General features: G+C 71.1%; 16 protein-coding genes and 1 riboswitch. Of the genes, 14 read left to right on the top strand and 2 right to left on the bottom strand.

What is annotated here, in order from left to right:
* From R0232_RS31215 to iaaH, 5 genes are all read left to right on the top strand, one after another.
* Complete coding sequence (locus R0232_RS31215; protein ID WP_431510559.1) at positions 1–1,185, top strand: acetyl-CoA C-acyltransferase; 1,185 nt, start codon at positions 1–3, stop codon at positions 1,183–1,185.
* 132 nt (positions 1,186–1,317) lie between these two features.
* Positions 1,318–2,565, top strand: coding sequence for a glutamate carboxypeptidase (locus tag R0232_RS31210; protein WP_093348258.1), 1,248 nt, complete (start codon positions 1,318–1,320; stop codon positions 2,563–2,565).
* A 36-nt stretch (positions 2,566–2,601) separates the two neighbouring features.
* Positions 2,602–3,729, top strand: coding sequence for an acyl-CoA dehydrogenase family protein (locus tag R0232_RS31205; protein ID WP_431510558.1), 1,128 nt, complete (start codon positions 2,602–2,604; stop codon positions 3,727–3,729).
* Positions 3,730–3,742: 13 nt separating this feature from the next.
* On the top strand, positions 3,743–4,576 hold the full coding sequence (locus tag R0232_RS31200) for a metallophosphoesterase (protein WP_431510557.1): 834 nt from the start codon (positions 3,743–3,745) through the stop codon (positions 4,574–4,576).
* Between the two features lie 179 nt (positions 4,577–4,755).
* Complete coding sequence (gene iaaH / locus R0232_RS31195; protein ID WP_431512941.1) at positions 4,756–6,210, top strand: indoleacetamide hydrolase; 1,455 nt, start codon at positions 4,756–4,758, stop codon at positions 6,208–6,210.
* A gap of 1 nt (position 6,211) precedes the next feature.
* Here the strand turns inward: iaaH and R0232_RS31190 are convergent, their stop codons facing one another.
* The gene (locus tag R0232_RS31190; RefSeq protein WP_431510556.1) at positions 6,212–6,967 is read right to left on the bottom strand and encodes a response regulator transcription factor; all 756 of its coding nucleotides are present in this window, start codon (positions 6,965–6,967) and stop codon (positions 6,212–6,214) included.
* 155 nt (positions 6,968–7,122) lie between these two features.
* Between R0232_RS31190 and R0232_RS31185 the strand changes: the two genes are divergently transcribed.
* From R0232_RS31185 to R0232_RS31165, 5 genes are all read left to right on the top strand, one after another.
* On the top strand, positions 7,123–8,964 hold the full coding sequence (locus tag R0232_RS31185; RefSeq protein WP_431510555.1) for a hybrid sensor histidine kinase/response regulator: 1,842 nt from the start codon (positions 7,123–7,125) through the stop codon (positions 8,962–8,964).
* A gap of 72 nt (positions 8,965–9,036) precedes the next feature.
* The gene (locus R0232_RS31180) at positions 9,037–9,483 is read left to right on the top strand and encodes a YchJ family protein (protein ID WP_093348268.1); all 447 of its coding nucleotides are present in this window, start codon (positions 9,037–9,039) and stop codon (positions 9,481–9,483) included.
* Between the two features lie 67 nt (positions 9,484–9,550).
* Positions 9,551–9,656, top strand: a riboswitch (TPP riboswitch).
* Positions 9,657–9,742: 86 nt separating this feature from the next.
* Positions 9,743–11,623, top strand: a complete 1,881-nt coding sequence (thiC, locus tag R0232_RS31175; RefSeq protein WP_431510554.1) for a phosphomethylpyrimidine synthase ThiC — start codon at positions 9,743–9,745, stop codon at positions 11,621–11,623.
* Between the two features lie 348 nt (positions 11,624–11,971).
* Entirely contained in the window at positions 11,972–12,661 is a 690-nt protein-coding gene (locus R0232_RS31170; RefSeq protein ID WP_431510553.1) for an HAD family hydrolase, read from the top strand.
* Between the two features lie 109 nt (positions 12,662–12,770).
* Positions 12,771–13,097, top strand: a complete 327-nt coding sequence (locus R0232_RS31165; protein WP_093348235.1) for a thioredoxin family protein — start codon at positions 12,771–12,773, stop codon at positions 13,095–13,097.
* On the opposite strand, the gene R0232_RS31160 is transcribed toward R0232_RS31165, so the two are convergent.
* Positions 13,085–14,002, bottom strand: a complete 918-nt coding sequence (locus R0232_RS31160; RefSeq protein ID WP_431510552.1) for a LysR family transcriptional regulator — start codon at positions 14,000–14,002, stop codon at positions 13,085–13,087. The genes R0232_RS31165 and R0232_RS31160 overlap by 13 nt on opposite strands.
* Before the next feature lie 71 nt (positions 14,003–14,073).
* Between R0232_RS31160 and R0232_RS31155 the strand changes: the two genes are divergently transcribed.
* The 4 genes from R0232_RS31155 to R0232_RS31140 all read left to right on the top strand — a co-directional run bounded on the left by R0232_RS31155 (position 14,074) and on the right by R0232_RS31140 (position 18,171).
* Positions 14,074–15,075, top strand: coding sequence for a D-2-hydroxyacid dehydrogenase family protein (locus tag R0232_RS31155; protein WP_431510551.1), 1,002 nt, complete (start codon positions 14,074–14,076; stop codon positions 15,073–15,075).
* Positions 15,076–15,126: 51 nt separating this feature from the next.
* Positions 15,127–15,963 (top strand): helix-turn-helix transcriptional regulator, encoded by an 837-nt coding sequence (locus R0232_RS31150; RefSeq protein ID WP_431510550.1) that lies wholly within the window; start codon positions 15,127–15,129, stop codon positions 15,961–15,963.
* A 127-nt stretch (positions 15,964–16,090) separates the two neighbouring features.
* Positions 16,091–17,152, top strand: coding sequence for a Rieske 2Fe-2S domain-containing protein (locus R0232_RS31145; RefSeq protein WP_431512940.1), 1,062 nt, complete (start codon positions 16,091–16,093; stop codon positions 17,150–17,152).
* 47 nt (positions 17,153–17,199) lie between these two features.
* Positions 17,200–18,171, top strand: coding sequence for a Bug family tripartite tricarboxylate transporter substrate binding protein (locus R0232_RS31140; protein WP_208510931.1), 972 nt, complete (start codon positions 17,200–17,202; stop codon positions 18,169–18,171).
* The last annotated feature ends 8 nt before the right edge of the window (positions 18,172–18,179 follow it).

Genomic DNA, 18,179 nt, shown 5'->3' with positions numbered 1-18,179 from the left:
ATGTCCGAATCCATCGTCATCGTCGGCGCCGCCCGCACCCCCATGGGCAGCTTCCAGGGCGACTTCTCCTCCCTCGCGGCGCACGACCTCGGCGGCGCCGCGATCAAGGCTGCCGTCGAGCGTGCCGGCATCGCGCCCGACAGCGTGGGCGAGGTGCTGTTCGGCAACTGCCTGATGGCGGGCCAGGGCCAGGCGCCCGCGCGCCAGGCGGCCTACAAGGGCGGCCTGCCCGACAGCGCCGGCGCGGTCACGCTCAGCAAGATGTGCGGCTCGGCCATGAAGGCCGCGATGCTCGCGCACGACCTGCTGCTGGCCGGCACGCACGACGTGATGGTGGCGGGCGGCATGGAGAGCATGACCAACGCGCCCTACCTGATGCTCAAGGGCCGCGGCGGCTACCGCATGGGCCACGACCGCATCTTCGACCACATGATGCTCGACGGCCTCGAGGACGCCTACCAGCCGGGCCGCTCGATGGGCACCTTCGGCGAGGACTGCGCGGCCAAGTACAAGTTCACGCGCGAGCAGCAGGACGCCTTCGCCATCGCCAGCGTGGAACGCGCCAAGAAGGCCACCGACACCGGCCTGTTCAAGGACGAGATCGTGCCGGTCACGGTCAAGGGCCGCGGCGGCGACACGCTGATCGCCATCGACGAAGGCCCGGGCAAGGTCAAGCTCGACAAGATCCCGACGCTCAAGCCCGCGTTCAAGAAGGAGAACGGCACCATCACCGCCGCCTCGAGCTCGTCGATCAACGACGGCGCGGCCGCGCTGGTGATGATGACCGAGTCGCATGCGAAGAAGATCGGCGCGAAGCCGATCGCGCGCATCGTCGGCCATGCCACGCATGCGCAGCAACCCGAGTGGTTCTCGACCGCGCCGGTGGGCGCCGTGGCCAAGCTGTTCAAGAAGACCGGCTGGAGCGTCAAGGACGTGGACCTCTGGGAGGTCAACGAGGCCTTCGCGGTGGTGCCGATGGCGCTGATGCACGAGCTCGACGTGTCGCACGACCGCGTCAACATCCACGGCGGCGCCTGCGCGCTGGGCCACCCGATCGGCGCCAGCGGCGCGCGCATCATGGTCACGCTGATCCACGCGCTGAAGGCGCAAGGCAGGAAGCGCGGCGTGGCCACGCTGTGCATCGGCGGCGGCGAAGGCACCGCCGTGGCGCTCGAACTGCTGTAAAAGGTACGGCGCCCGTCCGCCGGCCCGGGCCGCCCGCCGCCTTCCGCCCTTCCCAAAGGGGCGGCCGGCCGGCGGCGGCTGCCGGCGGCCTTTCCCAGTTTCCGAACGAATCGCAGAAAAGCAGGAGGTCCCATGCGTCCCTTTCATTCACGCAACGTCATCGCCGCCGTGCTCGCGGGCGCCCTGCTCGCGCCGGCCGCCTGGGCGCAGAAGCGCGACAACGTGCTGTTCCAGGCCGCCACCGACGAGCAGCCCGCCGTCATCAAGACGCTGGAGAAGCTGGTCAACATCGAGACCGGCACCGGCGACGCCGAGGGCATCGCCGCGGCGGGCAACTTCCTCGAGGGCGAGCTGAAGAACCTGGGCTTCACCGTCACGCGCAGCAAGTCGGCCGGCCTGGTGGTGGGCGACAACATCGTCGGCAAGCTCAAGGGCCGCGGCGGCAAGAACCTGCTGCTGATGTCGCACATGGACACCGTCTACCTCAAGGGCACGCTCGCCAAGGCGCCGTTCCGCATCGAGGGCGACAAGGCCTACGGCCCGGGCATCGCCGACGACAAGGGCGGCAATGCCGTGATCCTGCACACGCTCAAGCTGCTCAAGGACTACGGCGTGCGCGACTACGGCACCATCACCGTGCTGTTCAACACCGACGAGGAGAAAGGCTCCTTCGGCTCGCGCGACCTGATCCAGGAAGAGGCCAAGCTGGCCGACTACGTGCTCTCGTTCGAGCCCACCGGCGCCGGCGACGAGAAGCTCTCGCTCGGCACCTCGGGCATCGCCTACGTGCAGGTCAACATCACGGGCAAGGCCTCGCACGCGGGCGCGGCGCCCGACCTCGGCGTGAACGCGCTGGTCGAGGCCTCCGACCTGGTGCTGCGCACCATGAGCATCGACGACAAGTCGAAGAACCTGCGCTTCAACTGGACCATCGCCAAGGCCGGCAACGTCTCGAACATCATCCCGGCCAGCGCCACGCTCAACGCCGACGTGCGCTATGCGCGCAACGAGGACTTCGATGCCGCGATGAAGACGCTCGAGGAGCGCGCGCAGCAGAAGAAGCTGCCCGATGCGGACGTGAAGGTGATCGTCACGCGCGGCCGCCCGGCCTTCAATGCCGGCGAGGGCGGCAGGAAGCTGGTCGACAAGGCGGTGGGCTACTACAAGGAAGCCGGCGGCACGCTGGGCGTGGAAGAGCGCACCGGCGGCGGTACCGACGCGGCCTACGCGGCGCTGTCGGGCAAGCCCGTGATCGAGAGCCTGGGCCTGCCGGGCTTCGGCTACCACAGCGACAAGGCCGAGTACGTGGACATCAGCGCGATCCCGCGCCGCCTCTACATGGCCGCGCGCCTGATCATGGACCTGGGTTCGGGCAAGTAACGACGACGCGACGAGAACGACACAAGGAGACACGCCATGCTGCTGAGCACCGACCAGGAAGCCATCCGCGACGCCGTGCGCGATTTCGCGCAGGCCGAACTCTGGCCCCACGCGCCGAAGTGGGACCGCGAGCACAGCTTTCCGAAGGACGTGCACCAGGGCCTCGCGGCGCTCGGTGCCTACGGCATCTGCGTGCCCGAGGAGCACGGCGGCGCCGGCCTCGACTACCTCACGCTCGCGCTGGTGCTCGAGGAGATCGCGGCCGGCGACGGCGGCACCAGCACCGCGATCAGCGTGACCAACTGCCCCGTCAACGCGATCCTGATGCGCTACGGCAACGCGCAGCAGAAGAAGCAGTGGCTCGAGCCGCTGGCGCAGGGGCGGATGCTCGGCGCCTTCTGCCTGACCGAGCCGCAGGCCGGCAGCGACGCCTCGAGCCTGCGCACCACCGCGCGCAAGGACGCCGACGGCTATGTGATCGACGGCGTGAAGCAGTTCATCACCAGCGGCAAGAACGGCCAGGTGGCGATCGTGATCGCGGTCACCGACAAGGCCGCGGGCAAGCGCGGCATGAGCGCCTTCATCGTGCCGACCGACGCGCCGGGCTACCAGGTGGCGCGGCTCGAGGACAAGCTCGGCCAGCACAGCAGCGACACCGCGCAGATCAACTTCGACGGCTGCCGCATCCCGGCGGAGAACCTGATCGGCGCCGAGGGCGAGGGCTACAAGATCGCGCTCGGCGCGCTCGAGGGCGGCCGCATCGGCATCGCCGCGCAGAGCGTGGGCATGGCGCGCAGCGCCTTCGACGTGGCCGTGGCCTATGCCAAGGAGCGCCAGGCCTTCGGCGGTTCCATCTTCGACCAGCAGGCCGTGGGCTTCCGGCTCGCCGACTGCGCGACGCAGCTCGAGGCCGCGCGCCAGCTGATCTGGCATGCCGCGAGCCTGCGCGATGCCGGTCGCCCCTGCCTCAAAGAGGCCGCGATGGCCAAGCTGTTCGCCAGCGAGATGGCCGAGCGCGTGTGCAGCGCCGCGATCCAGACCCTGGGCGGCTACGGCTACGTGAACGACTTCCCGCTCGAGCGCATCTACCGCGACGTGCGCGTGTGCCAGATCTACGAAGGCACCTCGGACATCCAGAAGCTGCTGATCCAGCGGGCACTGTGAGCCGGCCGCGCTGATGCGCCGCCCCGGATGGCGCGCCTTCGCGGCGCTCGCGCTGGCCGCGCTCGGCCTCTGGAGCTTCGCGATCGAGCCGCGCTGGGTCGCGGCGCGCACCGAGACGCTGGACAGCGCCGCCTGGGGCGCGCAGCCGCGGCTGCGCATCGCGGTCGCGAGCGACTGGCACATCACCGAACGCAGCCTCTGGCGCGTGACCGACGTGGAGCGCGCGCGCCGCATCGTCGACGCCATCAATGCCGCGCAGCCCGACCTGGTGCTGCTGCCCGGCGACTTCCTGGCCGGCCACGGCGGCGACGAGCCGCTGCCGATCGAGACCATGGCCGAGGTGCTCGGGCGGCTGAAGGCGCCGCTGGGCGTGTACGCGGTGCTCGGCAACCACGACTGGTGGCACGACGGCGCGCGCATCACGCACGCACTGTCGGCGCAGGGCATCGTGGTGCTCGAGAACGATGCCGTGCCGCTGCCCGGGCGCGAGCTCTGGGTGGTGGGCATCGGCGACCATTCCACCGGTCATTCGCGGCCCGATCGCGCCTTGTCGCGCGTGCCGGCCGGCGCTCCCACGCTGGTGCTGATGCACGACCCCGCGAGCCTGGCCGGGATGCCGCGCCTCGCCGCGCCCGCGCCGGTGCTCACCGTGGCCGGCCACACCCATGGCGGCCAGGTCTGGGTGCCGGGCTACGGCGCGCCGATCGTGCCCGGCGCGGCGCCGCGCACCTGGGCCTATGGCTGGATCGAGAACCGCGGCCGGCGCATGTACGTGACCAGCGGCCTGGGCGTGAGCATCCTGCCGGTGCGCCTCAACATGCGGCCCGAGTGGGTGCTGTTCGAGTAGGGGCCACCGATCGCGCACCCGCGCCTTGTCATCGGTTTCGACGACAGACAGCCGCCGCGCGGCGGCGCACGATGGCGGTCTTCCGTTCGTTCATCGAGGCCGCCGCCATGACCCGTTCTTCTTCCGCCCCCTTGCGCCGCCCGGCGCGCCTTGCAGCGTGTGCGCTCGCCGTGCTCGCCATGGGTGCCCAGGCCCAGCAGCCGGCCGCGCCCGACATCGCCACCCTGACCGCCAGCGAGGCGGTGCGCGAACTCTGCACCGGCCGGCTGACCAGCGAGCAGCTGGTCACGGCCTATGTCGCGCAGGCCAGGGCCAAGGCAAACCTCAACGCCTTCATCACGCTCGACGAGCAGGGCGCGCTCGCGGCCGCGCGCGCCGCCGATGCCGCGCGCAAGCCCGGCGCGGCCTGCAAGCCGCTGGCCGGCCTGCCGGTGGCGATCAAGGACAACATCCAGGTGCGCGGCCTGCCCGCCAGCGCCGGCACGCCCGCGCTCAAGGGCTTCGTGCCGGCGGCCGACGCGCCGGTGGTCGCGAAGCTGCGCGCGGCCGGCGCCATCGTGCTGGGCAAGACCCACATGCACGAGCTGGCCTTCGGCGTCACCGGCTACAACCCGGCCTTCCCCTCGGGCCCCGAGGTCGGCGTGCGCAACGCCTACGACCCGCGCCGCATCGCGGGCGGCTCCTCGTCGGGCAACGGCGCGGCGCTCGGCGCGCGCATGGTGTCGGCCGCGCTGGGCACCGACACCGGCGGCTCGGTGCGCATTCCCTGCGCCTTCAACGGCTGCGCGTCGCTGCGGCCCTCGATGGGCCGCTATCCGCAGCAGGGCATCGCGCCGATCTCGCACACGCGCGACACCGCCGGCCCGATGGCGCTGTCGGTGGCCGACCTGGTGCTGCTCGACCGCGCGATCGCGGGCGGCGCGGCGGTGCGTCCCGCCGACCTGAAGCGCGTGCGGCTCGGCGTGGTGCCGGCCTTCTTCGCCAACCTCGATGCCGACACCCGTGCCGCCACCGATGCCGCGCTGGCCAAGCTGCGCGCGGCCGGCGTCACGCTGGTCGAGCTCGAGATGCCGAAGCTCGCCGAGCTCAACGGCGCGGTGGGCTTCCCGGTCGCGCTCTACGAGGCGAACGACGACATGGCGGCCTACCTCGCGAAGTACGACACGGGCATCGACCTCAAGCAGCTCGCCGCGGGCATCGCGAGCCCCGACGTCAAGGGCACCTTCGACGGCCTGGTGCTGCCGCGCAAGCTGCCGGCCGCGAACGGCACGGTCGACGCCAGGCCGGCCTACGACCACGCGATGCGCGTGGCGCGGCCGGCGCTGCAGAAGCTCTACCGCGATACCTTCACGAAGCACCGGCTCGACGCGCTGGTGTTCCCGACCGTGCCGCAGGTGGCGCTGGTGGCTGCGCCCGAGGCCAGCAGCCCCGAGAACTTCGGTGCGCTGATCCAGAACACCGACCCCGGCAGCAACGCCGGCATTCCGGGCCTGCAGCTGCCCTCGGCGCTGGGCGCGACCAGCGGCCTGCCGATCGGGCTCGAGCTCGACGGCCCGGCGGGCAGCGACCGCCGCCTGCTGGCGCTGGGCCTGGCGATCGAGCCCTTGCTGGGACGGCTGCCGGCGGCGAAGTAATTCAGTCGCGCGGCAACACGCCCGCGAGCGCCGAACGGCGCTCGATGCCGAGCTTGTCGAAGATGCGCCGCAGGTAGGTGCGCACCGTGGGCACGCCCACCGCCATGCGGCGCGCGATGTCCTTGTCGGTGAGGCCTTCGCGCACCGCGCGCGCCACCTGCTGCTCGCGCGCGCTGAGGCTGGCCCAGGGCGAGGCGGCGATGTCCTGCGCCGCGGCGCGGGGCGCCTGCGCGCGCTGCCGGGCCCGCAGCAGCGCGCCCGCGAACGCGGGCTCGATCAGGTCGAGCATCAGCGTCTCGCGCGTACCGAAATCGCCGCGCTCCTTGCGGCGCCAGATGCGCAGGTCGCCGAGCGCGCGCTCGCCGTCGAAGGTGTGAAGGTTCAGGCCCCAGTGCAGGCCGTCGCGCGCGAGGAAGTCGTTGAAGAAGGGCGTGCGCATCAGTTCGCGCTGCGGCATCACCTCGGTCACGCGCGTGGCGCGGCGGCGCGACTGCAGCACGAAGGTGATCGGGTCGTGGTGCTGGTGCCACTGCGCATAGGTGTCGAGGTTGGCCGGCGCCATGTTGATCGCCACGCGCGAGCCGAAGCCGCCGCGCTCGGCGTCCCAGACGAAGGAGGCGAACTGGTCGGCCCGCAGCAGGCCGAGCAGCGCATGGCCGAGGCGCTCGCGGATCTCGCGCTCGCCGCCCTCCTCGTCGCGCGCGAGCAGCGTGAACACGCCGCGCAAGGCCTGCTGTTCGGAAGCGCTCAGGTACATGGCCGTTGTTCCTCGATGGTGTGCGTTGGCGGCTCGTGGTCCACCCCGGTCTCCGGGGCGCCACGTTAGCGGGTAGCAAGCGGCACGCCAAGGGTGGATGCCCGCGGGTCGATGGGCGGACACATGGCGCGGGCAGAATGGGCCGCGAAGCCGCCATGCCACCGACCCCGCCCACGCCTCCCGCCAGCGCCGAGCGCTCGTCCGCGCAGGCCGCCGGCCTGCTGCGGCGGCTGCGCGCCTACTGGGTCGAATCGCCCAACCCGAACCCGCTGGTCGACCAGAGCCTGGCGCGCGCCTACATCGTCGACACCATGGACACGCCGCTGTCGGCCGCCGTCACCGCCGCGGTGTTCTGGATCACCTTCCTCGTGCTCACCGGCCACAAGGGCACGCTGGTGTGGGCCGCGCTGGTGCATGCCATGCAATGGCACATGCATCGCCACCTGCGCAGCCTCGCGCCGGAGGCGATCGATGCCGCCTCGGCCTGGGCCACGCGCCGCCGCCTCGAGCTGCGCATGCTGTTCCCGGGCGTGGTGTGGGCGCTGGCACCGTGGCTGTTCTTCCCGAGCGGCGATCTCGCGCACATCCTGCTGCTTTACTTCTTCGTGAGCGGCGTCACCGGCGTGATCATCGCGGCGCTCGCGCAGTGGTGGCTCGCGGCCCTGTGCTTCAGCGTGCCGGTGTTCCTGAGCCTCGCGCTGCGGCTGGTGATCGAGCCCGGCAGCGTGACGGTCATCATGGGCTGCCTCGCGCTCTCGCAGCTGCTGGCGGCGCTGCATTACGCGCGCAAGCAGAACCGGCTGATCGTGGGCTCGATCGAGAACGGCTTCGAGAACGCGCGGCTGGCCGATGCGCTGGCGCGCCAGCTCGAGCACGTGGCGCAGCTCGCGGCGCAGCGCGCGCGCATCTTCGCGGCCGCCAACCACGACCTGCGCCAGCCCATGCATGCGCTCGCGATCTTCGTCGACGCGCTCGACACGCGCCACGCGCCCACGGCCGAGAACCTGCGCTTCATGCGCGACAGCGTCGATGCGCTGCGCGGCTCGATCGACGCGCTGCTCGACATCGCGCAGCTCGACGGCGGCGTGGCGCCGGTGCGCTTCGAGCCGGTGCGGCTGGCCACGCTGTTCGCGCCGCTGCAGGGGCGCTTCGCGGCGCTGGCGCAGGCCAAGGGGCTGGTGCTGCGCATCCACGCCACGCCCGCGGTGGTGCGCGCCGACGCGCGCATGCTCGCGCGGCTGCTCGGCAACCTGGTCGACAACGCGATCAAGTACACGCCCCACGGCACGGTGCTGGTGTGCGCGCGGCGCACGCGCGGCGGTCCCTCGGGCACCGCACCCGCCTGGCGCATCGAGGTGCGCGATTCGGGCGTGGGCATCGACACGGCGCACAGCGAGCAGGTGTTCGAGGAGTTCTTCCAGGTCGACAACCCCGGGCGCGACCGCAGCCGCGGGCTCGGCCTCGGGCTGTCGCTGGTGGCCAGCATGGCGCAGGTGATGGGCGCGCGCATCGCGCTGCGCAGCGCGCCGGGGCGCGGCAGCACCTTCTCGCTGGTGCTCGAGCAGATGGCGCCGCTGCCGGGCGAGGCCCCTGCCGAGGTGCCGCCGGAGGCAGCGCCCCCCACCGGCGGGCCGATCCGCATCCTGGTGCTCGACGACGAACAGCCGGTGCGCGAGGCCATGCGCTCGCTGCTCGGCGGCTGGGGCCACGAGGTGGCGCTGGCCGCCAATCCGCGCGAGGCGCTGCAGCAGGCCGGCGTGTTCGACCTGATGCTCAGCGACCTGCGCCTGGGCAGCGGGCTCTCGGGGCTGGCCGCCGCGCAGGCGCTGCAGGCGGTGGGCAAGGCGCGCCACGTGGTGATCCTCACCGGCGAGACCGCGCACGCGAACCGCGCCGAGGTCGAGCGCGCGGGCTATGCGCTGATCTACAAGCCGGCCGACGCACCGGCGCTGCGCGAGGCGATCGCGCAGAGCATGCGGCCGGCCGAGGCGCGCTGATCCCCCTCGCGACGGCCCCAGGGCTTGCCCTCTGGAGGCCCCTGCCCGCACGGTGTTCCAATAGGGGCCTCCATGCCCAGCGTTCCCGATCCCTCCACCGCACCCTGCCCCTGCGGCCGTACCGACCGCCGCGACAAGCCCATCGCCTACGCGATGTGCTGCGGCCGCTACCTCGACGACTTCGAGCACACCCCCGCGCCCGATGCCGAATCGCTGATGCGTTCGCGCTATACGGCCTTCGTGCGCGAGCGTGCCGAGTACCTGCTCGGCACCTGGCACGCGAGCACGCGGCCGGCCTCGCTCGACTTCGAGCCGGACGTGCGCTGGCTCGGGCTCGACGTGCGCGGCCGCTCGATGAGCGATGCCGACCATGCCGAGGTCGAGTTCGTCGCGCGCCAGCGCGGCGCCTCGGGCACGGCCTCGCGGCTGCACGAGCGCAGCCGCTTCGTGCGCGAGTCCGATGCCGAGGGCCTGTCGCGCTGGTACTACGTCGACGGCGACCTGCAGGCGCGCGCCTGAAGCCCGGCGCGAAAGCGCGCCGTCTTGACGCGGGCGGTTGACGGCGAAGGCCGGCGCTCGCACAATCGGCCCCGCTCCGGGGTGCACGCATGTGGCGTGCTGAGATGGCAAAGCTGCCGACCCGCGAACTTGATCCGGGTCATACCGGCGTAAGAAGAGCTGCACTCCCTGGCTTCGGTCCGTCCCTCCACCCGAGACGGCGCCCACAGCCCACCGAGCGATTGCGGAGCACCCTTTCCATCCACAAGGAGTGCCCTGCATGAATGCCCCCGACAAGTTCACCACCCTGCTCTCGCTCACGCGCGAGCCCTTCCCCGCGTCGCACAAGTGCGTCATCCCCGGCAGCAGGCCCGACCTGTTCGTGCCGGTGCGCGACGTGAAGCTCACCAACGGCGAGACCGTGTCGCTCTACGACACCTCGGGCCCCTACACCGACCCGAAGGTCGAGATCGACGTGCGCCGCGGCCTGCCCGACGTGCGCGGTGCCTGGGTCGCCGAACGCGGCGACACCGAGAGCTACGAGGGGCGCACGCACCATGCGCTCGACGACGGCGCGAAGAACGAGGACCGCGATGCCCAGCGCCTGGCCGAGCTGCGCGCCGGCGCCTCGGCGCTGCAGCGCACGCCGCGCCGCGCGAAGTCGGGCGCCAACGTCACGCAGATGCACTACGCGCGCCGCGGCATCGTCACGCCCGAGATGGAGTACGTGGCGCTGCGCGAGAACGGCAAGCGCGAGTGGATGGCCGAATACCTCGCCAACGAGGAGCGCGCGAAGCGCGTGGCCGGCAACCCGATGGGCGCGAGCATCCCGCGCATCATCACGCCCGAGTTCGTGCGCGACGAGGTGGCGCGCGGCCGCGCGATCATTCCCGCCAACATCAACCACCCCGAGGTGGAACCGATGGCGATCGGGCGCAACTTCAAGGTGAAGATCAACGCCAACATCGGCAACTCGGCCGTGACCTCGAGCATCGAGGAGGAAGTGGAGAAGCTGGTGTGGGCGATCCGCTGGGGCGCCGACAACGTGATGGACCTGTCGACCGGCAAGAACATCCACACCACGCGCGACTGGATCGTGCGCAACAGCCCGGTGCCCATCGGCACCGTGCCGATCTACCAGGCGCTCGAGAAGGTCGGCGGCGTGGCCGAGGACCTGACCTGGGAGATCTACCGCGACACGCTGATCGAGCAGGCCGAGCAGGGCGTGGACTACTTCACCATCCACGCCGGCCTGCGGCTGCCGTTCATCCACCTGACCGCCGACCGCATGACCGGCATCGTCTCGCGCGGCGGCTCGATCATGGCGAAGTGGTGCATCGCGCATCACAAGGAGAGCTTCCTCTATACGCACTTCGAGGACATCTGCGACATCATGAAGGCCTACGACGTGAGCTTCTCGCTCGGCGACGGCCTGCGCCCCGGCAGCGGTGCCGACGCCAACGACGAGGCGCAGTTCGCCGAGCTGCGCACCCTCGGCGAGCTCACGCAGATCGCCTGGAAGCACGACGTGCAGACCATGATCGAAGGCCCGGGCCACGTGCCGATGCACATGATCCAGTCGAACATGGACGAGCAGCTCAAGCACTGCCACGAGGCGCCGTTCTACACCCTGGGCCCGCTGACGATCGACATCGCGCCCGGCTACGACCACATCGCGAGCGCGATCGGCGCGGCGATGATCGGCTGGGCCGGCACCGCGATGCTGTGCTACGTGACGCCGAAGGAGCACCTGGGGCTGCCCGATCGCGACGACGTGAAGCAGGGAATCATTGCCTACAAGATCGCCGCGCATGCGGCGGACGTGGCGAAGGGACATCCGGGAGCGCGGTCGCGCGACGATGCGCTGAGCAAGGCGCGCTTCGAGTTCCGCTGGCAGGACCAGTTCAACCTCGGGCTCGATCCCGCTACCGCGCGCGAATTCCACGACGAGACGCTGCCGAAGGATTCGAGCAAGGTGGCGCACTTCTGTTCGATGTGCGGGCCGAAGTTCTGCTCGATGAAGATCACGCAGGAGGTGCGGGAGTACGCGGCTGCGAAGGGGGTGGCCGAGGCGTTGGCTGTGGAGAAGGGGATGGAGGAGAAGTCGAAGGAGTTTGTGGCGGGTGGGGGGGAGATGTATATCCCTATTCGGGCTGTCTGACGGGCTGCTTCTTGTTGTCGCCTTCTCGCCTGTTGGTTAGGTCGTTGGCCGGGTCTCGCCCCGGCGGGCGAGTCACTTTCTCTTGTCTCGCCAAGAGAAAGTAACCAAAGAGAAGGCGACCCCGCTGTCTGTGTCCCTCCGCTTCGCTACGGGCAACCTGCGGTGCTCGGGGAAAGCGGGGGTCCGCAGAACTCGCTGCACTTCGTTGCGCTCAGACAGCTGCGGCCCTGATCCCGCTTTCCCCTGCGCTCCTCGGCACAGCCAGAGGGGAGTGGGGCGGGCCATCGCTTCGCTCGGCCTTTGGGGACTGGCCGGGCCTTCGCTTTGCTCGGCCGGTACCATCTCCCCATGTCTTCCTTTCCTTTCGCCGCGGTCCTTTTCGACTGCGACGGTGTCCTCGTCGACTCCGAACCCATCACCAACCGCGTGCTTGCCGAGATGCTCGGCGAACTGGGCTGGCCTCTCACCACCGACGAATCGATGCGCATCTTCACCGGCAAGGCGGTGAAGGACGAAGCCGACCTGATCGAGTCGAAGACCGGCTTTCGCCTCACGCCCGAATGGCTGCACGGCTTCCGTGAGCGCCGCAACGAGGCGCTCGAGCGGGACCTGACGGCGATTCCGAATGCGCCCGCCGCGGTGCGCGCGCTGTTCGAGCAACTCGACGGGCGTATCGCCTGCGCCTCGGGCGCGGATCGCTTCAAGGTCGAGCTGCAGCTCGAGAAGGTCGGCATCCTCGACTGCTTCGCGGGGCGGATCTTCAGCGGGCACGAGATGCCGCGCTCCAAGCCGGCGCCCGACGTGTACCTCGCGGCGGCGGCGGCGCTGGGCGTGGATCCGAAGCGCTGCGCGGTGGTCGAGGACACGGTCACGGGCGCGATGGCGGGCGTGGCGGCGGGCGCGACGGTGTTCGGCTACAGCACGGGCGAGTCGGGCCACAGCGGGCCCGAGGCGCTGCGCAGCGTCGGCGCGGTGCAGGTGTTCAGCGACATGGCCGAACTGCCGGCACTGCTCGCGGCGCACCGGCCCATCGGCTGAAGCGAACACCCACCGGCGGCAGGGCTGCCGGCTTTCTGTTCGAATCGAATCACGACCGGCCGCCGGCGGCGGCTGCACACCATCCAATGCCCACCAGGAGCCCCCGCGCATGACCTCCGAGTACAAGACCGAACAGCCCGAACGCAGCGAGATCGACGCCCTGCAAGGCCCCGCGGTGGTCGAGTTCGGCACCAACTGGTGCGGCGTCTGCAAGGCCGCGCAGCCGGACATCGCCGCGGCCTTCGCGCAGCATCCGGGCCTGCGCCACATCAAGGTCGAGGACGGCAGCGGGCGTCCGCTGGGCCGCTCGTTCGGCGTGAAGCTGTGGCCCACGCTGGTGTTCATGCGCGACGGCCGCGAAGTGGCCAAGCTGGTGCGGCCCACCGACAGCGCCTCGATCGCCGAGGCGCTCGCGAAGATCGCTCAGCCGGCCTGAACGCGCCGGCCGCGCGCCGGCTTCGCCATCGACAGGATCAGTCGATAGAGCGCCTGCGCGGCGGGCGATAGCACCGCGCCCTTGCGCGACAGCAGCGCAAAGCTGCGCCGCACCGTGGGCTGCGCGAGCGCGATCAGCACGATGCGCGGGTAGGTGCCGGCCTGCACCGCCAGCTTCGGCACCACGGCGGCGCCCACGCCCTGCGCCACCAGCCCGACGGCGGTCGAGCTGCGCTGCACCTCGTAGACGAAGGGCAGGTTCAGTCCGCTCGGTGCCAGCGCCGCGTCGAGCAGCGGGCGGTTGCTGCTGCCCGGGCCCGGCACGATCAGCGCGTGGCCCTCGAGCTGCGACCAGGCGATGCTGCGGCGGCGCGCCAGCGGATGGTCGTCGCGGCAGGCGAGCACGAAGCGGTCCTCCAGCAGCGGGATGCGCTCCAGCTCGGGCTCGTAGGACTCGGCGATGCTGATGCCGAACTCGGCCTCGCGCTGCAGGATCGCGCCGGCCACGCCGGCCGACGAGTGATCGAGGATCTTGATGCGGTTGCCGGGGAACAGGGCGCTGTAGGCCTGGATCACCGCGGGCAGGAACTGCACGCCGACCGTCGGCACGCAGGCCAGGGTCACGTTGCCGCGCGAGGCCTGGCCGGCCTCGCGGATGCCGAGCATGGCCGAGGAGATGTCGGCGAGCAGCCGCCGCGCCTGCGGCAGGAAGTTCTGGCCGATCACCGTGAGCGCCAGCGAGCGCGTGGTGCGTTCCACCAGCTGCACGCCGAGCACCGCCTCGAGGTTCTGCAGCCGGCGCGTCAGCGCGGTGGAGGTGATGTGCAGCGAATCGGCGCCGGCATGGAAGCTGCCGTGCTCCGCCACGGCGAGGAATGCCTGCAGGCCGAGCATGTCCACTTTCATGAGGCGATTGCAGCAATGGTCCAGATAAATTCATTTTACGCAGCCGGGTTGCGGGCACAGAATCCGCGGCCATGAACATCACGGTGCTGGACGATTACTTCGACACGCTGCGCACGCTGCCCTGCTTCGCCAAGCTCGACGGGCACGAGGTGACGGTGTGGAACGACCACGTGGACGAGCCCGACGCACTGGTGCAGCGGCTGTCGCAGGCCGATGCCGTGGTACTGATCCGCGAGCGCACCGCGCTGCGCGCGCCGGTGCTCGAGCGGCTGCCGCGGCTGCCGCGGCTGCGGCTGATCAGCCAGCGCAGCGTCTATCCGCACATCGACGTCGAGGCCTGCACGCGGCTGGGCATCGTGCTGTCGTCGGACCAGCATGCGGGCACGCCTTCCTACGCAGCGGCCGAACTGACCTGGGCGCTGCTGCTGTGCGCGGCGCGGCGGATTCCGCAGCAGATGGCGTCGCTGCAGCGCGGCGGCTGGCAGACCGGCGTGGGCAGCACGCTGCGCGGCAAGACGCTAGGGATCTACGGCTATGGCCGCATCGGGCAGGCGGTGGCGGGCTATGCCGAGGCCTTCGGCATGAAGGTGCGCGTGTGGGCGCGGCCCGAATCGATGGCCCGGGCGCGCGCGGATGGCCGCGAATGCGCGCCGGACCGAGAGAGTTTCTTCGGCGACTGCGATGCGATCTCGCTGCACATGCGGCTGGTGCCGGCCACGCGCGGCATCGTGCGGCGCGAGGACCTCGCACGCATGAAACCCGACGCGATCCTCGTGAACACCAGCCGCGCCGGCCTGATCGAGCCCGGTGCGCTGGTGGCCGCGCTGCAGGCCGGCCGGCCCGGCATGGGTGCGGTCGACGTCTACGAGACCGAGCCGCTGGTCGATCCCGCCGATCCGCTGCTGCAGCTGCCGAACCTGGTCTGCACGCCGCACATCGGCTACGTGACGCGCGAGGAGTACGAGCTGCAGTTCTCCGACGTGTTCGACCAGATCGTGGCCTTCGCGCGCGGGCAGCCGAGCAACGTCGTCAATCCCGAGGTGCTCGGCCGCCTGAAGGCCGGCGCGGGTTAATCCCGAGCGCCAGGCATTCCGCGCCGCGCCGCCGGCCGCCACAATTCCGGCATGCAGCCGACGCCGCCGCAATCCACCTGGCAGGTCTCCGATGCCGCCCTCGGCCGGCCGTCGTCGGCCGTGCTCGACCTGCGCGCGGTCTCGCTGCTGCTCGATGCACCGCGCGACGCGGCGCCGGCGCGCGCGATGCTGCATTTCCTCAATGCGCTGCTGCCGGTGGAGTTCATCTCGCTGGTGTCGCATGGCGACGAGGCACCGGCGCAGATCGAGGGGCACTCATTCCACGCGGCCACGCCCAACGTCACGCGCGACTGCTTCGCGCAGTACCGGCGCCACTTCTACCGCTTCGACGACGCCACACGCATCGCGCGGCAGATGCGCGTGCAGACCCGCGAGTCGGCCGCGATGACGGTGCTGCACATGCGCTCGCCCGACATCCCCGATGCCGGCTGGCGCCAGCAGATCTACGAGCGCGAGCACCTCTCGGAGCGGCTGGCGCTGCTCTACATGCCGGCGCCGCGCACCGCGTTCTCGATCAACCTCTACCGCAGCGAGGCCATGGGTCGCTTCGCGCCGCAGGAGATCGAGCGCGTGCTCGCGGTGTCGCCGCTGCTGCGGCAGGTGCACCGCAACCTGGTGGGCGCGGGCGGGGTCGGGCCGGACATGGACACCCGCATCGCGCTGGCCCGCGCGCGCATCGCGGCATTGGCGGTCGCGCTGAGCGCGCGCGAGCTCGACGTGGCGGCGCGCATCGCCTGCGGGCTCACGGCCGACGGCATCGCGGCCGACCTCGACATCGCGCCCTCGAGCGTGGTCACGCTGCGCAAGCGCGCCTACCTCAAGCTCGGCATCCACGACCGCGCCGCGCTGGTGCGGCTCGCGGCCTGACCCTCCCTCGCTGATCGAAGTCCTCGCCGTCCCCTTCGCGGGGGACGCGCCGCCTGGCCGTTCGCTCCACGATCGCGGCAGCGGCGGGCACACGATCCCGCCGCACACGATGGAGACGAGAACGCGCATGTTCATCCGCAACTGCTGGTACGTGGTCGCCTGGGACCACGAGATTCCCCCCGAGGGCCTGTTCAACCGCACCGTGATCGGCGAGCCGCTGCTGCTGTACCGCACCGCGCAGGGCGAGGTGGTGGCGCTCGAGGACCGCTGCTGCCATCGCCACGCGCCGCTGTCGAAGGGCCGGCGCGAGGGCGACTGCGTACGCTGCGGCTACCACGGGCTCAAGTTCGATGCGCGCGGCCTCTGCGTCGAGGTGCCGGGCATGGCGACGGTGCCGCCGCGCGCGCGGGTGCGCAGCTACCCGGTGGCGGTGCGCAACCGCTGGGTGTTCGTGTGGATGGGCGAGGCCGAGCGCGCCGACACGGCGCTGCTGCCCGACAACTTCTCGTGCGACCACCCCGAGTGGCGCCACATCCCGGGCTACCTGCACTACGACACGCCCTACCTGCTGATCTGCGACAACCTGCTGGACTTCTCGCACCTGAGCTACGTGCACGAGAAGACGCTCGGCGGCTCGACCGCGATTGCGCAGGCGCGACCCGAGATCGAGAAGATCGAGCGCGGCCTGCGCGTGACGCGCCGGGTGGAGAACGTGCCGCCGCCCGCGCACTGGGCCGGCGCTCGGCCCTTCGCGCCCGATGCGCGCTTCGACCGCTGGTTCGTCTACGACTTCGTGCTGCCGGGCACGCTGCTGATGCAGTCGGGTGGGCGCCCCGTGGAGGACGCTGAGGGCGACATGCGCCATGCCGTCGAGCTGCACAGCTGCCAGACCCTGACGCCCGAGACCGAGACCAGCACCCACTACTTCTTCCAGCAGGCGCACCGGCCCTCGCTCGGCGGCGAGCAGCTCACGCGCACGCTCTACGACAGCCTGATCGTGGCCTTCAACGAGGACCGCGACATGATCACCGCGCAGGCCCGCAACATCGAGCACGCGCCCTTGCTGCCGATGCTGCCGCTGGCCATGGATTCGGCGCTGGTGCAGTTCCGCCGGCTGGTGGCGCAGGCGCTCGAGGACGAGCGGCGGAACGAGGTGCCCTCGCAGCCCGAGCGCGCCGCGAGCTGCTGAAACACTGCGCACCGGAACCCACAAGAACCCACGAGGAGACAAGACCCATGCTCAAGCTGCTTTCGATCGCCTGTGCCGCGCTGGCCTTCGCCGTTCCCGCCGCCGCCCAGGAGGCCTACCCCTCGCGGCCGATCCGCATCGTCGTGCCCTATCCGGCCGGCGGCGCCACCGACTACGTGGCGCGCACCGTCGGCGAGCGCCTGTCGAAGGCGCTGGGCCAGCCGGTGGTGGTCGACAACAAGGCGGGCGCGGCCGGTGCCATCGGCGCCGCCGAGGTGGCGCGCGCCAAGGCCGACGGCTACACGCTGCTGATGACGATCACCGACTCGCAGATCAACAACACCGCGCTCTACCGCACGCTGGCCTACGACCCGCGCAAGGACTTCGCGCCGATCACGCAGATCGTGCGCAGCCCGGCGCTGATCTCGACCCATCCGGGCTCGGGCCTGCGCAGCCTCGCCGACCTCAAGGCCAAGGCCGGCTCCGGCGGCGCCAAGCTCAGCTATGCCTCGTGGGGCATCGGCGGCCTCGGCCACCTGGCCGGCGAGAGCCTCAACCGCAGCCTGGGCGGCGGCATGGTGCACGTGCCGCAGCGCGGCGAGGGGCTGGTGGTCACCGACCTGCTGTCGGGCACGGTCGACATCGGCCTGTCGTCGGTGGCGAGCGCGATGCAGCACGTGCCGGGCGGCAAGATCGTGCCGCTGGCCGTGCTCGGGCGCCAGCGCTCGAGCACGCTGCCGCAGGTGCCGACGATGCACGAGCTGGGCTTCGACGACCCGCTGTACGACAGCAACGTCTGGATCGGCCTGCTGGCGCCCGCGGCCACGCCGAAGCCCATCGTGGAGCGGCTCGCGAAGGAGGTGCGCGAGGTGGTGGGCGCGCCCGAGGTCGGCCAGCAGTTCGTGGCCCGCGGCTTCGAGATCATGAACAGCACGCCCGAGCAGTTCGCCAGCGCCTACCGCGCCGAGTTCGACGTCATCACGCGGCGCATGCGCGAACTCAGCATCGAGGCGCAGTGAGCGCCGCG

The sequence above is a fragment of the Variovorax sp. DAIF25 genome, assembly GCF_050711835.1.
Classification (GTDB): Bacteria; Pseudomonadota; Gammaproteobacteria; order Burkholderiales; family Burkholderiaceae_C; genus Variovorax.
The sequence above is the reverse complement of the archived record's forward strand: the minus strand, read 5'-3'. Positions and strand labels throughout refer to the sequence as shown.

What these genes read in the sequence shown, in the direction of transcription:
- R0232_RS31215 (WP_431510559.1), top strand. Translation starts at nt 1, where the DNA reads ATGTCCGAATCCATCGTCATCGTCGGCGCCGCCCGCACCCCCATGGGC.
- R0232_RS31210 (WP_093348258.1), top strand. Translation starts at nt 1,318, where the DNA reads ATGCGTCCCTTTCATTCACGCAACGTCATCGCCGCCGTGCTCGCGGGC.
- R0232_RS31205 (WP_431510558.1), top strand. Translation starts at nt 2,602, where the DNA reads ATGCTGCTGAGCACCGACCAGGAAGCCATCCGCGACGCCGTGCGCGAT.
- R0232_RS31200 (WP_431510557.1), top strand. Translation starts at nt 3,743, where the DNA reads ATGCGCCGCCCCGGATGGCGCGCCTTCGCGGCGCTCGCGCTGGCCGCG.
- iaaH (WP_431512941.1), top strand. Translation starts at nt 4,756, where the DNA reads ATGGGTGCCCAGGCCCAGCAGCCGGCCGCGCCCGACATCGCCACCCTG.
- R0232_RS31190 (WP_431510556.1), bottom strand. Translation starts at nt 6,967, where the DNA reads ATGTACCTGAGCGCTTCCGAACAGCAGGCCTTGCGCGGCGTGTTCACG.
- R0232_RS31185 (WP_431510555.1), top strand. Translation starts at nt 7,123, where the DNA reads ATGCCACCGACCCCGCCCACGCCTCCCGCCAGCGCCGAGCGCTCGTCC.
- R0232_RS31180 (WP_093348268.1), top strand. Translation starts at nt 9,037, where the DNA reads ATGCCCAGCGTTCCCGATCCCTCCACCGCACCCTGCCCCTGCGGCCGT.
- thiC (WP_431510554.1), top strand. Translation starts at nt 9,743, where the DNA reads ATGAATGCCCCCGACAAGTTCACCACCCTGCTCTCGCTCACGCGCGAG.
- R0232_RS31170 (WP_431510553.1), top strand. Translation starts at nt 11,972, where the DNA reads ATGTCTTCCTTTCCTTTCGCCGCGGTCCTTTTCGACTGCGACGGTGTC.
- R0232_RS31165 (WP_093348235.1), top strand. Translation starts at nt 12,771, where the DNA reads ATGACCTCCGAGTACAAGACCGAACAGCCCGAACGCAGCGAGATCGAC.
- R0232_RS31160 (WP_431510552.1), bottom strand. Translation starts at nt 14,002, where the DNA reads ATGAAAGTGGACATGCTCGGCCTGCAGGCATTCCTCGCCGTGGCGGAG.
- R0232_RS31155 (WP_431510551.1), top strand. Translation starts at nt 14,074, where the DNA reads ATGAACATCACGGTGCTGGACGATTACTTCGACACGCTGCGCACGCTG.
- R0232_RS31150 (WP_431510550.1), top strand. Translation starts at nt 15,127, where the DNA reads ATGCAGCCGACGCCGCCGCAATCCACCTGGCAGGTCTCCGATGCCGCC.
- R0232_RS31145 (WP_431512940.1), top strand. Translation starts at nt 16,091, where the DNA reads ATGTTCATCCGCAACTGCTGGTACGTGGTCGCCTGGGACCACGAGATT.
- R0232_RS31140 (WP_208510931.1), top strand. Translation starts at nt 17,200, where the DNA reads ATGCTCAAGCTGCTTTCGATCGCCTGTGCCGCGCTGGCCTTCGCCGTT.